The 15,704-nt window shown below is 38.5% G+C and carries 15 protein-coding genes, 1 tRNA gene and 2 pseudogenes; 10 read left to right on the top strand and 8 right to left on the bottom strand.

Annotated features, from left to right (window positions below):
* The first annotated feature begins 260 nt into the window (after positions 1-260).
* Both IQ244_RS08890 and IQ244_RS08885 read left to right on the top strand, forming a co-directional pair.
* On the top strand, positions 261-1,142 hold the full coding sequence (locus tag IQ244_RS08890) for a hypothetical protein (protein ID WP_193892285.1): 882 nt from the start codon (positions 261-263) through the stop codon (positions 1,140-1,142).
* A 321-nt stretch (positions 1,143-1,463) separates the two neighbouring features.
* Positions 1,464-3,680 (top strand): NACHT domain-containing protein, encoded by a 2,217-nt coding sequence (locus IQ244_RS08885; protein ID WP_193892283.1) that lies wholly within the window; start codon positions 1,464-1,466, stop codon positions 3,678-3,680.
* Here the strand turns inward: IQ244_RS08885 and IQ244_RS08880 are convergent.
* The 4 genes from IQ244_RS08880 to IQ244_RS08865 form a co-directional block, all read right to left on the bottom strand.
* Positions 3,673-4,287 (bottom strand): Uma2 family endonuclease, encoded by a 615-nt coding sequence (locus IQ244_RS08880; RefSeq protein ID WP_193892281.1) that lies wholly within the window; start codon positions 4,285-4,287, stop codon positions 3,673-3,675. The two genes, IQ244_RS08885 and IQ244_RS08880, sit on opposite strands and share 8 nt — an antisense overlap.
* An 89-nt stretch (positions 4,288-4,376) precedes the next feature.
* Positions 4,377-5,993, bottom strand: coding sequence for an adenylate/guanylate cyclase domain-containing protein (locus IQ244_RS08875; protein WP_193892279.1), 1,617 nt, complete (start codon positions 5,991-5,993; stop codon positions 4,377-4,379).
* Positions 5,994-6,373: 380 nt separating this feature from the next.
* A complete protein-coding gene (ylqF, locus tag IQ244_RS08870; RefSeq protein WP_193892277.1) occupies positions 6,374-7,258 on the bottom strand; it encodes a ribosome biogenesis GTPase YlqF in 885 nt (294 codons plus the stop codon).
* A gap of 114 nt (positions 7,259-7,372) precedes the next feature.
* A complete protein-coding gene (locus IQ244_RS08865) occupies positions 7,373-7,744 on the bottom strand; it encodes a VOC family protein (RefSeq protein ID WP_193892275.1) in 372 nt (123 codons plus the stop codon).
* Between the two features lie 364 nt (positions 7,745-8,108).
* On the opposite strand from IQ244_RS08865, the pseudogene IQ244_RS08860 reads away from it, so the two are divergent.
* Positions 8,109-8,351 (top strand): annotated as a pseudogene (locus IQ244_RS08860) (IS701 family transposase); the annotation flags it as partial.
* Between the two features lie 169 nt (positions 8,352-8,520).
* A pseudogene (locus IQ244_RS08855) lies at positions 8,521-8,733 on the top strand (type I restriction endonuclease subunit R, EcoR124 family); the annotation flags it as partial.
* Between the two features lie 178 nt (positions 8,734-8,911).
* Here IQ244_RS08855 and IQ244_RS08850 read toward each other — a convergent pair.
* Positions 8,912-8,984: transfer RNA gene (locus IQ244_RS08850), tRNA-Val, on the bottom strand.
* 92 nt (positions 8,985-9,076) lie between these two features.
* Here IQ244_RS08850 and IQ244_RS08845 point away from each other — a divergent pair.
* From IQ244_RS08845 to IQ244_RS08820, 6 genes are all read left to right on the top strand, one after another.
* Positions 9,077-9,685, top strand: a complete 609-nt coding sequence (locus IQ244_RS08845; protein WP_193892272.1) for a metal-binding protein — start codon at positions 9,077-9,079, stop codon at positions 9,683-9,685.
* A 171-nt stretch (positions 9,686-9,856) separates the two neighbouring features.
* Positions 9,857-10,516, top strand: a complete 660-nt coding sequence (locus tag IQ244_RS08840; RefSeq protein ID WP_193892269.1) for a GerMN domain-containing protein — start codon at positions 9,857-9,859, stop codon at positions 10,514-10,516.
* Positions 10,517-10,535: 19 nt separating this feature from the next.
* Positions 10,536-10,829 (top strand): hypothetical protein, encoded by a 294-nt coding sequence (locus IQ244_RS08835; RefSeq protein ID WP_193892259.1) that lies wholly within the window; start codon positions 10,536-10,538, stop codon positions 10,827-10,829.
* A 55-nt stretch (positions 10,830-10,884) separates the two neighbouring features.
* Positions 10,885-11,052 carry a hypothetical protein gene (locus IQ244_RS08830; protein WP_193892256.1) on the top strand — a complete coding sequence of 56 codons (168 nt, stop codon included), beginning with the start codon at positions 10,885-10,887 and terminating at the stop codon, positions 11,050-11,052.
* A 50-nt stretch (positions 11,053-11,102) separates the two neighbouring features.
* The gene (locus IQ244_RS08825; RefSeq protein ID WP_193892253.1) at positions 11,103-11,498 is read left to right on the top strand and encodes a beta-lactamase hydrolase domain-containing protein; all 396 of its coding nucleotides are present in this window, start codon (positions 11,103-11,105) and stop codon (positions 11,496-11,498) included.
* A 197-nt stretch (positions 11,499-11,695) separates the two neighbouring features.
* Positions 11,696-12,055: a late competence development ComFB family protein gene (locus IQ244_RS08820; protein WP_193892250.1), complete on the top strand. Its 360-nt coding sequence runs from the start codon at positions 11,696-11,698 to the stop codon at positions 12,053-12,055.
* A 109-nt stretch (positions 12,056-12,164) separates the two neighbouring features.
* On the opposite strand, the gene pcrA is transcribed toward IQ244_RS08820, so the two are convergent.
* The 3 genes from pcrA to IQ244_RS08805 form a co-directional block, all read right to left on the bottom strand.
* A complete protein-coding gene (gene pcrA, locus IQ244_RS08815; RefSeq protein ID WP_193892608.1) occupies positions 12,165-14,489 on the bottom strand; it encodes a DNA helicase PcrA in 2,325 nt (774 codons plus the stop codon).
* A gap of 109 nt (positions 14,490-14,598) precedes the next feature.
* Entirely contained in the window at positions 14,599-15,051 is a 453-nt protein-coding gene (locus IQ244_RS08810; protein WP_193892247.1) for a DUF4365 domain-containing protein, read from the bottom strand.
* Complete coding sequence (locus tag IQ244_RS08805; RefSeq protein WP_193892244.1) at positions 15,051-15,548, bottom strand: DUF4365 domain-containing protein; 498 nt, start codon at positions 15,546-15,548, stop codon at positions 15,051-15,053. Before IQ244_RS08805 ends, IQ244_RS08810 begins: the two co-directional genes overlap by 1 nt.
* Positions 15,549-15,704: the final 156 nt, after the last annotated feature.

The raw sequence follows: 15,704 nt of genomic DNA, 5'->3' as shown, positions 1-15,704 counted from the left end.
TTAACAAAAGTACTTACACATATTGATACCTTTTTTGTAACCCTCTATACTTATCTCTTGCTACTGTCTTGATGCAGGCGATCGCTATTCCATATTTCACCTCACTCTAATAGATAATGCCAGCAAAGGGCATATTTTTTATACCAACAAATAAAATAAAAAGTTTAAATTTAGTGGCGCATTCTGCAAACACACTATAAAATCAGACTCAATCTTTACATTGACAACAATTATTGCTATCAATTAGCAGAAAATTTATTATGCAAAAAATTAATAAATATATATTTTTAAGTCTGACTACAGTTGGTTTATCAGTAGGTTATTCTAGTTTATTTGCTACAGAAACTCATGTTCAAATAGTGCCAAACCTGCACAAGCAATTATTGGTACAGTCCCAAACTATCCCCTCTGTCTATGAATATTTAGAGAAAAATAAACCCGAAAGTTATAACTTTCTCAAAAAACAACTAGACGCATCTATTCAAGATGCAAAAAAGCCAAGTAAAGATAAAATTGTTAATAACCTTTGGGCATTATCCACTACTAACCCCAAAATTAAAACCAGAGAACGCGACGGTAAAACAGAATTTTTGATGGTGAGTTGGCTGTATACCTCAAATCCTAATACAGATTGGGCAATTGGCACAAAAGATATCAGCCGTCAAACATGGTTAACAGTATTTCCTCAAGCGCAGGAATTTTGCCAAAACTGTAAAGGAACAGGAATTAACTTACCAGGAAATGTAATGCTGGCATTGAGATTGCAGCAATATTTAGGTTTAGTTTTAAATAAATATGCAAATAAAACCCACTTTGTTGAAATGTGGGTAAAAGCAGAAGACTTAAGTAGACCATGTATTGATCCAGAAATAAATGATTCTAGTTGCAACGTTTTACCTGTACCTGTACCTAAAAGTAATTTAACTCTGCATAATATCTATCAAAACTCTTTTGAGAATCAAGACAAAGAATATTATCCTTGGACGGGTTTAGGTTATACTTACGATTGGGGAAATCCGCAAAAGCCTCATGTTGGTGCTAGTGAATTTCTCATCAACGGTACTCAAGATAAACCAGTTAAAGTAGAAGTTGTTGCTGTTAAAGAAACTCTAGAATATTGTAATAACCAGTATTTAAAGTAAGATTTAATATTTAGTCGCTGAAAACCGAAAAATGCAGATACCCGAATTCTTCAAGAAGTCGGGTATCTTGTTGTTCATAAATAATTTAGAATTGCCAGATCATCTTCTCACATGGGAGGCGTAAAATATTAAATTATAAGTAGTCAGTCAGAATTAATTACACAATGTCATTGCGAATGGAGCGAAGCGAAGCAATCGCAAGGGGTGGGATTGCTTCGCTTCGCTCGTAATGACTGTAAATATTTTTGTCCTATTACTTACATTCTTATAAGATCAGCTTTTGAGCTTGTTCAAATTATACGCACTTTAATTTTAAATCCTATGACGGGAATGGAACCTTGGGCAATATCTGTTGTTAGTGGTGTAGCTGCTCCTCTAATTCAGTCGCTTTTGACAGGTGGGAGCAAGATTATAAATAAAGCTGGCAAAATCCTCCACGAAAAAGAAATTAAGAGAGAAATTGATGCTGCTGCTAGACAATATGAAAAAAACTACCAAGAACGACATGGTATTCTCAAAGTGTTGGGAATGCGCGAACGTGTAACCGTGGAATCTGTCTATACAGCAGTACAGTTTTTAAATGATGATACAATTCAAAGTTTTGAATCTATTGAGAAATTAGAAAAATTTTATCGAAAAGCTAACAGCCGCAGGTTTCAATCTAAAGATGTTCCTAAACAAGCAGGTATTAAAGTTGCGAATGAAAAGCAATATTTGATGGTGCTTGGTAGCCCCGGTGCTGGAAAATCTACGTTTTTGCGGAAGATGGGACTGGAAGCACTAAAAGGAAAAAGAGGCGGATTTCAACACAACTGCATCCCTGTATTTATCGAGTTGAAAAGATTTACATATAGTAATGTAGATATTGAAAAATTCATTACAGAAGAATTTAGTATTTGTGGCTTTCCATCAGCTGATAAATTTACAGCTAAGGCTTTAGAAGCAGGTAAATTGCTAATTTTATTAGATGGACTAGATGAAATACCAACCAAGAATTTAACAGAAGCGATTAACCAAATACAAAACTTTGTTGATAAGTATGATGGCAATCGTTTTATTGCTTCTTGCCGTACTGCTGCTCATCGTAACTGTTTCCGTCGCTTTAGCGATGTGATTATGGCAGATTTTGATGATGAACAGATGCAGCAATTTATTGCTAATTGGTTTCAATCTGAAGTAGATAAGCAAGCCAAGACAGGCGATAAGTGTTGGGAATTACTACAAAAACGAGAAAACTCTGCGGCTAAAGAGTTAGCACACACACCTTTATTATTAACATTTCTGTGTTTAGTTTATAACCGTTCCCAAAACTTTCCTGAACATCGCAGTGTGCTTTATAAAAAAGCTTTGCGGATATTATTAGAAGAATGGGCAGCAGAAAAGCGGATTTTGCGAGATGAAATATATCAAGGACTGCATACAGAATTAGAAGAAATATTATTATCAGAAATAGCTTATGTAGGTTTTGAATCTGACAGACTATTTTTTTCTCAACGTGATATTGTTCAGCAAATTAAAACTTTCCTGGCTAGTAATTTAAATGCACCGCAACATTTAGACGGAGAAGCAGTGCTGAATGCTATTGCTGTACAGCAGGGAATTTTAGTAGAACGTGCTGAAGATATCTTTTCTTTTTCTCACTTAACACTACAAGAATATTTAACAGCACAATATATTGATGATCATCGCTTAGTTGAAAAATTAGTAACTACACACCTGACAGATAAACGCTGGAAAGAAGTGTTTTTACTTGTTGCTGGTTTAATGCGTGGTGGTGCAGATGATTTGCTGTTGTTGATGGAAAAGCAAGCACAGAATTGTATTAACTCAGCCAAGTTGCGAGATTTATTAAACTGGGCGGAACAAATTACATCTGGCTCACCAGGAGATTATAAACCAGTTGAGAAACGTGCAGTAGCAGTTGTGATCGCCAACACAATTGCCAACGCATTTAACGTTGTCATCACCGAAATTATCGCCATTGCTATCGCTACAAATAACACCAACGTTAACGCCAACGCCATTGCTATCGCCAACTTCAATACCAACACCTTTGCTGTCGCAATAGCCTACATCTATGCCAACGCCAACACTGATTCTGAAGTAAAAGATTACACCGATGCTTACATCGGCGTTTATGCCGAAGCTTGTGCCAACACCAACATCAATGCTTATGCTAACGCTATTGAGGAAGTTATTGACTATACTGGTGAACTTGAAGAGCTACAAGTCTTTAACAAAGTTAATTTTACATTACTTATTACTCAACTAGAAGTGTTGAAGACTCAAATTCCTGATGAGAAAGAGCCAGAACAAATAAAAATTGCATTTGCTCAAAGTTTGCAACAAACTTTACTAACTGCGTTCAATCTTGACCCAGATATGATCGATTTAACTGAGAAAGAATTAGAAACACTAGATAATTATCTTTACACAAATAGCCTCATCATCCAATGCAAACAATCAGCAGTACGGGTGTCTCCCCAAACCTGGGAAGCAATTGAATCGCGGATGTTGTTAGCTCAAAATATTAGTTAGCCGCATCAAAAATCTGTTGTGCAGTTAAATTTAATTGCGGAAAAGTAGGCGACACAATATTAGCATTACTTTGAAACGGAGTCATTTGATATTCACCATCAATTAACTCACACACAAAAATTGTAGGTTGTTTAGGATTTCCGATAAACTTTCTTCCACCTAATCCAACATAATCAGCAATCCAATATTCAGGAATTCCCATCTCCTCATAATCTCTCAATTTATTGTAATAATCGTCACGCCAATTGCTCGATACAACCTCAACTACCAAAGGAACAGATGCAGCTTGGCTAACTGTTGAGTACTTTTGAAAAAGTGGTTCATTGTCGAGATTATCAAGATTTAGCAGCAACACATCAGGTAAATATGCAGATTCAGCAGATGGAGTTTTGACAAATGTAGTTTTAGGAATACAGTAAGGTAAATTCAGACGATCAAACTCCACTGTTAATTTGCGCGACAAAAACCCAATAACTTTTTCATGCGCTCCACTTGGAGGTGGCATTTCAACAATTACTCCCCTGTGTAATTCGTAGATTTTACCATCGTTGGGATACCATTCAATAAATTCATTGAAGGTAAATAATTTAGGCAAAGCTTGAGTCATAATCTTACCTCCACAAGTATTTTATGCCAATTTGTAATTAACTATATATTAGGAAAACGATACAAAAATGAAATTTGAAGGTAATAGTATTAACTCATTTTTGTTTGATAAATTTTGACTAACCTATCAATACCTTTAAAGCGATGGTCGCCCATTTCTTGAAAATCTGAGGAGTCTGTTAGCATTTGATAGGTGGCTTCACTAATTACACATTCACCAGGGGGACAAACCGCCTCCATCCGCGCTGCTAAGTTAATCGTAGCGCCCAATGCGGTGTAGTCTACCCGTTGGGAACTACCAACATCGCCAACAACAGCCTTACCACTATTAATTGCAATGCGTAATTGTAAAGGTTCTTCCCAAAAACCTTTGGCGTTTAATCTTTGCAGACGTGAGAGCATTCCTTTGGCGGCGGCGGTGGTTCGGTCTGCATGATCTAAAAGCGGTTCGGGAGCGCCGAAAAATGCCATAATACAATCGCCAATATATTTATCTAGAGTGCCGCCGTAACCAAATACTTCTTGCAGCATTTCTTCAAATAAATTATTTAATAACTGGGCGATCGCTTTTGGTGTTAATCTCTCTGACAATGCAGTAAAACCTACTAAATCTGCAAACAAAATACTAATCTCGCTTTCAGTCGTCGGTAAACGTCCATCTGGTAAACCACCCACAGAAATTAACTGCTGCACAACTGCGGGAGAATGATAACGTTCTAGGCGATGACGAATTACTTCTTCGGTTTTGAGTTTTTCTACTAATAACCAACGCTGCACACTAGAAGCCACCAAATTTGCTAAAGCTGAAAAAAAGCTGAGTTCTTCCTCGCCTTCATTTTCCCAATGATAAGAAGAAAGATGGGCATCAGCATAGAGAACACCAACAACTTTATTTTCATCCCACAAAGGTACAGCCATTGCGCTGCGAATACCTTTGACTAAAATACTGTGTTCGCCAGCAAATCTTTCATCTTTGTGAGTATCCGCTGTTTGAATGGCAACTTTTTCTTCAAATACTTTTTGACAGATACTCCGACTAATCCAACTACCATCAGCTGCTAAATATTTTTTTTCAGCAGCATATCTCGTACCAGCATTAACTAATTCTAAATGACTGCACCCATTTACATCAATTAATAAAGCCAAGCGGTCAATACTTTCGAGGTAACGAAAAACTACTTGTTGTACTTGAGAGAAAATTTCTTCTATTGATGCAGCTGCACAGAGATTTTTGGCGATATCTACCAAGTCTTTCAAGCGAGCAATGCTTTTATTTTTAGTAGTAATATCATCATCGTGACTGTCAGCTGCTATCCACTGCTGTTGCAACTGTTCGACGTTGCGTAATATTGTTCTTTGTTCCGTACCATCAGAAACTACTTCATGTTGAGGGATCAACTGCATTGCCGGATTTACTAGCAATACTACTAAGCTGACATTTCCTAGCCAAATAATATCACCATGCTGTAAATCTCTCGTAGCAGTCACAAAACTTTGATTTACTTGCGTGCCATTTTTACTACCTAAATCTTCAATAGCCCATGCACCGTTCGCTTTTTTTCGTAACAGCGCGTGTTTTCGGGAGATTCCACCAAACGGTAAGTATAGGTCACATTCTGGTAAACGACCAATAGTGAATTCATCTTGATTCACTGTTACTGTTGTTTCTGTTTCTCCCTGTTGTAGGCGCAGTATAAGTTCAGTCATGAGTATGGTTTATTTATCCTGGAAGCTAGGGAAGCATCTCTAACATAAAGGATACCCAGGATAAATCCTTTACCTTATCTTTATGACACTGTTAATGACATTCCGACAACTGTTTATACTAAATTAAATAAGACTCATGTATTGCGCGTAGGCAAAGCCCGTCGGGGACATCGCCTTTAGTCTCTATAATGACAACCTGCCAATAATTCTGGTATTTTGATGACCTCTTGGGTAGTGTCTCAAAGTATAGAGAATGCGATCGCATTTTTGCATCAGTCATTTGTTTTGTTGTGCAAATTTCTCCCAACCCCTTCCCTATCAGGGCTGCGGTGTACACACAAGTCCAAAATTATCGCTCAAAAAATGTCGGGAATACCTGTTTATAAATTCGGTGGTAATTCCAGAGGAATTGTCCCTAATAAACCTTTGCGATAATCTGTTAAAAGTTGCCTCGCAGCGCGTTCGATATCACCTTTGTAACGGTGTTCTGCCAAAAGTTCCAAATAAGATTCTCCAGTATAGGGTGTAGAGTCTAGTGCATAGCGTAACTGTAGCGGTGAATCTGGTAATAAATGATTCGCAGTAATATGAATTTCGTTCAGGAAATCTACTAATGCAGATGCTACGAGTTGATTATCATAAGATGCTTGACCAATGTCATCGCAAATTGCTAACTTCAAAGCTGCATCTTGGTTTTCTAAGCGAGAAGGAATCACACCAGGCGCATCGAGTAATTCTAACTGGTCAGATATACGTACCCAACGTAAGCTACGTGTTACCCCTGGACGTGCAGCACTTTCTACGACGCGTCGTCCCAAAAGTCGGTTAATTAAAGCTGATTTGCCAACGTTAGGAAAACCAATCACCACAGCCCGTACAGGACGCGGTAACATTCCGCGATCGCATCTTTTTTTATTCAGTTCAACTCCCGCAGCTTGGGCGGCTTTAGAAATAGCAATTACACCTTGACCATGTTGGGCATTGGTAAAATAAGGCGCTTCTCCTTGACTTCTAAACCAATTTGTCCATAGCGATTGCAATTGGGGTGTAATCATATCTAAGCGGTTCAATACCAAAATCCGCGTTTTGCTTCCCACCCATTCACCAATTTGCGGGTGGTTCGTAGCCAAAGGAATCCTCGCATCCCGAACTTCCAACACCACATCTACCACTTTTAGCTGTTCTTTGAGATTCTTTTCCGCCTTAGCAATATGACCTGGATACCATTGGATCAGGTTTAATTTGTAGTTGTTTGTAATAGCCATAGAAAAAAGTATGAAGTGTAAAGTATAAAATTTTGTCCCTTGACAAAAAACAAATGACGATTATCTCAGCACGCTGCTCAACTCCCGCTACCGCTCTCAGCGCAGCCATAGCAGTTATTTTCCTTCATGCAGAATCAAACGATTACCTTCAGGATCGTAAGCATAAATTTCTCTTCCGTGGGAAACAACGGAGATTTCGCCTGGTGGAGGATACCCTAGATTTGTGAGATGAGCGATCGCAGTTTCTAAATTACTCACCTCTAAGCACAAACTTATTCTACTTTTAGTTGAGTTTTCAAATTCCAACTCGTGACTTTTTTTCGGTTGAAAAATTCCTAATCGCAAACCCGTCAGTTGAAACTCTGCATAAACATTGGGAATCAAATTACTAGGTTTTTCACTGAACAATTGGGTATAGAAATTTACTAAATTTTTTAGATTAACTGTGGCGATCGCCACGAATACTTCAGTATATCGCAAAACCATTACTTTACTTTAAGTAAGTGATGTTACAAATCTCTTAGCACATAATTTTCCAGAATTTATCTAAATCACTATTAATCCCTCTGTTTTGACTACGGGAAAAGTATAATCAGAAAGAAAACCCTAAATAGTAAGTAAGAGGGATGGTTAGGCCGCGCAGACAGCCAGTAAGCACAGTGGCATTCATAGATAACTATTGCCAACACTATTATTCATTGTTTGAGGACGTGAGGCATTTTGAAGCCTTCAAATTCTTATATCTGGGCATACTTTCAGAAATTTCAGGCTACTAATCCCTCTTGTGTCAGTGTCCGAGTATTCTGAATAAAAGGATTAAAAGAAAAAACTCTGGAAGGTAAGCAGGGCAATGGATGTAGAACTACAAATCCTGAAACATTTGGCAAGAGATGCCCAGCCAACAGTTGCGCTCGTAGATGAATATTGTGCAGAGTACAAAGACCTATTCAAAGAAGTAAGAAATTATGAATGTTTCAAATATTTACACTTAGGGATAATTTCTCCAATCAAAAGAAAATCATTACCAGAGATAGCAAAAGTAGTAAGTATAAACTCAGCCCAATCATTACATCATTTTATAGCCAATTCAGACTGCTTATTTCGGAAAGTGACAGAAGAGGGAGATCTCCCTAAGCACTGAGAACACTGCAAATAATAGCCTAAATAGGACTGACGCACTGTACAAACGAATCATCTTATGTGTTAATCTTACGTTTCTTAGACACCACTGGCGGTGCTAGCGATCGCCCGAAGAAAAAGTCGCAACCGTCTTCCAAGACTTCTGGACTCAAGAACGTATTGAAGCAATTCAGCAACTCTGTATAGAGGAAAATCTCAAGATCGAAGCCCTTAATCAAATGATTGCCGACTATAAGTTTTCAGGGAAAGAGCCATTAAGAGAAACTGTGCTGAGTGCTTGTAACGAAAAACCAAAATTATTAGATCGTAAAAAAATCTTTGCGCGAGTTGTCTAAAAGTTACTCGACATCATCAAAAAATTTGATGATGCTCTTGGTGAGCTTGGGGAGGAAGAATAAAACATTCAAAAGTTGGAGCCATAACTCTGACGCTTTTCATTGGAAGCATCAGCTTGCCGTTGTGGCAAAGTTATGGATAAAATCACAAAAAGCCGCGAGAAGCGGCTTTTATATATGGGCAGTACCAGACTCGAACTGATGACATCCTGCTTGTAAGGCAGGCGCTCTACCAACTGAGCTAACCGCCCGTTCATTTCACTAACAATCAATATAGCAAAATCTTTTGAATCGCGCTAGTATTTTTGAGAAAAAATTTTTACTTCTTTTTGAGAACCTGTAAATGCCCTCTGGTCAAACGCATGATCGCATTACTCTATGGGCTTTGCCGTTGGTGGCGGGTGGAGCTTTTTGGCAGACCCGTAGTAGCAGTGTGACTCTGCTAGTGGCTGGTGGGTTTATGTTTGGTGGTCTGATGTTTGGCCCCGACTTAGATATTTACTCTCGGCAATATCAACGCTGGGGCTACTTGCGCTGGATTTGGCTACCTTATCAAAAAAGCTTACGTCATCGTTCGTTCTTATCACACGGGCCGATTATTGGCACAACGCTGCGGGTAATTTACCTTTCCTGCGTGCTGGCGATCACCGCATTAATCGTCTTGGTGATTGTCGAAAAGCTGGGGAACACAGCCTTGAATTGGCAAGCTTTGGGTAAAAATATCGAGCGATCGCTTGTTGGTTATGGTACAGAATATCTGTCTCTATTTTTGGGGTTGGAACTCGGCGCGATGAGTCATTCTCTGAGTGATTGGGGTGGTTCCGCATATAAGCGAATGCAAAAGCAGGGAATTCGCGGTTTAGTTGCAACTAGCAAAGTCAAGAAACGCAAAGTGTCAACTCCCGTGCGTCGGTCTACACCTAAACCTAATAGCAAAAAACCAAAATTGTAATTCTGTTGCTGTTCCTCACAAGTTCCTCAAATTGTTCTTCTAAATTAAAGGTGTAGATAATATTAGCGATCGCTTTTATTGGTTGACTCAATCTCATCTCCTCTAAGAACAAACTTCAGCACACATCTGTCTGATGTTTGTTCTCTCCTAGAGGAGTTACAGGAGTTTGTTATGAAAACCCAACGCAACTATCCAGTATATCGAGAAGCGCTCATCGGTTTTGCACTAGTTACCTTGGCGGTATCTGGGGGGACTGCGTGGTGGACTTGGCAAACAACAAAGCCAACATCAATTAATCAACAAACTCCACCAACACAAGTAAATAATTTACCAGCAGTTGTACCGCAAAGAGTAACAGCCGTTACACCAAAATCGACAAAAAACGTCGTACAAATAAAACCACAAACTTATTGGTTGAAATTTGATAATAACCATATTCATTTAGTACCTCAATCTGTAACTGTAAAAGCTGCCTCAACATCAGAAGAAGCTTTAAAAGTAGCATTTACTCATTTATTTAATAGCCCTCAAGCTGCTGAACTGAGTACAACGATTCCTTCAGGTACAAAGTTATTAGATATGCGAGTTACAACAGCAGGAATTTATATCAATCTATCGCCAGAATTTAGTCACGGGGGTGGTAGTACTTCAATGGCTTATCGTTTAGCACAGGTCATATATACTGCTACTAGTATTGACTCGACCGCTAAAGTTTTTGTCTCCGTTGCAGGGCAACCAATTGATACAGATCATCCTCTCGGTGGTGAAGGACTAATTTTGCGACAACCAATAACGCGGCTACAATTTGTAGAAGATTTTTCGATTTCTTGATTTATCAAACTGCAATACTATGTCTAACAATATTCATTATGTCTTAAAAAAATGTATTGTTTTATGGCATTTTCTCAATCAACCACTTTTGAGCCACAAGACATTTTTAAACCCATTCAAGTTTTGGCAAATTTATCATCTCCGCGAAAAATTAGAACAAAGCTGGAATTATGACACGATTAAGTTATTAGAGAGATGCTGTAACTATGACACAATCATCTTCTTAGATAGGTGTTTAGAAATAGACAATGAGCTAATGAATATCGACGAAGAATACTTGATTCAAAATTCAGAATTCAAAATTAATGAGTAAGAAATTTGTTTAGTAATCAATGAAGTTTTTACACAATAAATTAGGAGAATAATATATGTCTATTTCTCAGAAAATCCAATCAATTACAAATGGTGCAACGCAAGTAACTACCTATATCTTCGGTGCAGTCAAAAGAATCTTTGCCCCTAGAGATGATAACTACCCAGCAACGGGAATTCAACCTTTTGAAGGCGACGTAGCTGATGATAAACATAGACATTAAGCTTATATGGGCGGCTAAGTAAGTCGCCCGACTAAACTAAGGTGGAAACCATGATTACTGTTAGGAAAATTAATGATGAGTTAGCGATCGCCGGACAAATTACATTAGATCAGTTACAGCAATTAGCTGATAGTGGTTATAAGTCCATACTCAATCTGCGATCGCCAGAGGAAACAAGTTCATTAGACAACGAACAAGCAAAAGTTGAGTTGTTAGGATTACAGTATATTAATTTTCCTACAAACCTGTGCGAAATTAATCATCAATCTGCTCTGGATATCTTTCAAGTTATCAATCGATCATCCAAACCAACTTTAATTCATTGTGATGATTCTATCCGTTCAGCCACAATAGTACTTTTATATATTGCCACTAAACAAGGAATTGATTTTGAAAAAGCTCTACAACACACTATCAATCTAGGTTTAATTCCCTCTCATTGCTAAAATCTAGCTGTCGCCAAGGTAGTTAGGAAATTAGTAAGCTATCAAACTTAGATAATAGAAGACTGTTCACTCTGTCACCTACTATATATTCTATTAATAATCAATTTTTGTTCCTGAATTATATTTACTAATTTATCAAAACGCCATTATATTTTGGTGTCTCACATCAAAGATCAAATTTAGAGAGGCGATTTAAAATGACTAAAACTCTCCTTAATCTCACAATATCCTTAGTTGTTCAAGAGCTTGAGAGTATTTTGGAAACTTATCCACACCACCCATATCAGGAAGCTTTTGCCAATCCTGATATTAAGCAAACTCTCATTGCTTATATTTTAAGCAGGATTCCCAATCAATACATCACAGTTGATGAAGCAGAAAAAGCAGAATTTACTTGTTCAGAATCTTTGCGTCGTTCTTTAGAAAGCACATTACAAATAGAATCAATTATTCGCCAAGGGATTGAAAAAGTTTTGTGTGAGCAAGTGGAGGATGTTCACCGATACATTCCCGAAACAGTCGATCCAACTTTAGTTGCATCTCATTGGTTTGGCTAATCTTTCAAGAAGCACTTTATCTTTCTTTTATTAATTGTCGGGTGGGCAATGTTCACAAGGTAAAAATTAGGCTTTGACCACCTTCTCAGCATTACCCACCTAACTTTAATCAATCTATTTTTTGCAATTGGGCTATTCTAGGGTCAATAATTTTTTGTCCTAAACTAGCAAACTTAATCGCCACAGAGATTTTATTTCCTTCACCGAAAATGTGAGTTATTTCACCAATCCCAAAGGTTTTATGTAGCACTTGATCGCCAACTTGCCAATTGTGCGCTCCTTGTGGCTGTTCGTGATTTGTTGCGGTAGTTTTGGTGTAAGTTTGTCGGCTTTTATTGTTGCTAGTTAATAATTCTGGGGGTAATTCATCAAGAAACTGCGATCGCAATGCAGGTTCCCGTGAACCATACAACCGACGTTCGCGGGCGTGTGATAAATGTAATCGTTCTTGGGCGCGGGTAATTCCCACATAACACAAGCGACGTTCTTCTTCTAAGGCTGCGGGGTCATTCATGGAACGGTAATTGGGGAATAAGCCTTGTTCTAACCCTACCAAAAAGACTACAGGAAATTCCAATCCTTTAGAAGCGTGGAGAGTCATCAAGGAAACCGCTGTTTGTCCTTCTTTTAAATTATCTAAATCAGAACTCAAGGCGGTACTTTGCAAAAAGGCTGTTAAGGAAACTTCTTCATTTTCTTCTTGAAACTGCAAAACGGCGTTATAAAGTTCCTGAACGTTTTGAATTCTGTCTTCGGCTTCATCTGTACCTTGACTGTGCAAATCTTTGACGTAACCAGAATCTTCTAATAAACCCATAACAATTTCGGAAACTGGAACTGTGGCGACTTGTTCTTGATAACGGCCAATCATTTGTCCAAAATTATTTACCGCTTTTGCTGAACGCCCAGCTAATGTATTTACAGATGTTTCATCGCTGAGAATTTCCCACAAGCTCACACCTAATTGTTGAGAGGCGTTAATTAAGTTATCAATGGTGGCTTTACCAATTCCCCGCCTGGGAGTATTAATCACGCGCAGTAAACTAACTGTATCTGATGGGTTAGCGATCGCTCTTAAATAAGCTATCACATCTTTAATTTCTTTGCGGTCATAAAATTTCATCCCACCTACTACTGTATAAGGAATTTGATTTCTGACTAATAATTCTTCAAAGGGGCGAGATTGGGCGTTAGTGCGATACAAAATAGCAAAACTACCCCAATTTAATTCCGGATGTTGATGTTCTAAAGTCTGAATTTGGCGAATTACAAAATGCGCTTCTGCAAGTTCATCATCAGCTTTATGACAATGAATTTGTTCACCACTTCCCCGCGTTGGCTTGAGAACTTTATCAATCCGTTGAGTGTTATTTTCAATTAATTCATTCGCAGCCTGTAAAATATTTTCACAAGAGCGATAGTTTTCTTCTAACTTCACCATTGTGCGGGTATCTTCATCGGGCAAACCATCGCCGAAGTCGTTCTGAAATTCCAGCAAAATGGTAAAGTCTGCCATCCGAAAACTATAAATTGATTGATCCGCATCACCTACGACAAAGACTGAGCGATTTTGCCAATTCCATTCACTTTTTCTATCTTCGCCATTTGTAACTAACAATCTAATTAAGTCATACTGAGTGCGGTTGGTATCTTGATATTCATCTACCAAAATATGACAAAATTTGCGATGCCAATAACCTAAGACTTGCTCGTTTTGTTGAAATAACTTAGTTGGTACAAGAATTAAATCGTCAAAATCTAGTGCGTTGTTTTGGGCGAGTTTATCTTGATAGGAATTGTAGACTTGAGCAATTACCCGTCCGCGATAGTTGGGTTGGTCTTTTTCAAAGTCTTGGGGTGACAAACCTTGGTTTTTGGCGTTACTGATAGCGTAGCGGACAGAACGCGGTTCAAATTTTTTATCGTCGAGGTTTAATTGTTTAGTGACGATTTCTTTAACTAAACTTTGGGCATCAGATTCGTCGAAAATAGAAAAATTCCGATTCCATTTCCGGCCTTTTTCATCTTGATATTTTTCGATATCAAACCGCAGAATGCGCGAAAATAAACTGTGGAAAGTGCCACACCACAACTCTTTGATATAGGTGCGGTAAACTTGCGATCGCAACTTCGTCTGTTCGTATTCTTCTAATAACTCAAATCTTTTACCATACTGTGTCGTCGCCAATTGTTCCGCAAACAGCTTTTGAATGCGTTCTTTCATTTCCCGCGCGGCTTTGTTGGTGAAAGTCACCGCCAGGATATTTTCAGGATTCACACGGTGTTTGAGAATTAAGTTAGCGATGCGGTAAGTCAGTGCGCGGGTTTTACCAGAACCAGCACCAGCCACAACTAACAACGGGCCACAATAGTGTTCTACTGCTTGACGTTGACTAGGATTAAGGTGACTGAGAAAGTCAATGGTTGTAGTCATGGCTGTGAGGGTGGCGGGTGAGTCGCTGCGTGTCATAAGGTATTTTAGCAGTGTCACCTGTCAGGTTTTTAGTTGGGGCGATCGCTTAAAATCTCCAACCGCAGTATTTTTATGCAGCAAAATGGCTCTTAGCATCATACCAAGTGTTTACATCGTCAACAATCTGTCTAATTCCATTCTCATCTAGAGAATGCCATTGTAGAGATACTTGGTTAGAGTCAGCAATAACATGATTTAGCCATTTGTAATATCCCTGGTCATCCTCCATCGTAAACAAGAATAAAAATAGCGGAAACGGCACATTATGAAGATATTCAGTTGTTTTTTGGGTAATAGATAGTGAAAAATCTTTTAAATTTCTGATAGCTGTGTCTTGTGCTTTAACTTCCACACCAAAAACTCTTCCAGTCGGCAGGTTATCTCGTAGTATCGTTACAAGAATATCAAAGCCATAATCAGCCGACTTCATCCTTTCAATCACTAAATCGTTGCGACGAGTCAGGTACATAACTGCAAGATATTCGGCGCGTTCAGCAATAAAATCTTGTAGATTCTGCTTCATTACTTTCTCCGTTTGAGATCGCAAAAAATTGATCGGAAGGTGGCGTGATGGGGAGAAGTCCAGTATGCTTTCACCTCATCCCATAGTAATGCCAATACATGGGGGTTGAGGGGATAATCTGTACACAAACTGGAAAACCCTGTTGTACTTTCGCCGTTACCTGACAAAATATAACCCTGCTCTGCTTGCTCATCAATACCAATAACATAAGTAGGCGCAGGATAGGCTGCAAGACGCTTCATATCGCTGTCATTAACTTTGACTCTTAATCGGCGATCGCTTTGAGTATAACCTTGGGATGTTGACTTTACTTGCACAAAAAAGAAAGGTATCAAAGACTCATCATGAAAGAGTTCTACGTAAAAATCGATTGCTCGCTTTTTTTCTCCTAAAAATCGCGGATGATCAAATAAATAACCACGACTAGGATGTTTACGTGTGATGAGAACTCGAAAAATTGATTCGCCACGTTCTCCGATAACTTCTCTTGTATCCACTACACTAAATACCCCTCGAATCTCCTCAGTATAAGTCTGGCAGCGGATGAAACACCCCAACTATCTACCACTTGTATTAAGCTTTCCTGATTAACATTCACATCATTACTTGTCAATGAGTACATATTGCATATACTGAACAGTATAGTGAATATA

This window comes from Nostoc sp. LEGE 06077, assembly GCF_015207705.1.
GTDB lineage: Bacteria > Cyanobacteriota > Cyanobacteriia > Cyanobacteriales > Nostocaceae > Nostoc_B.
This window is presented reverse-complemented; position numbering and strand designations above follow the sequence as displayed.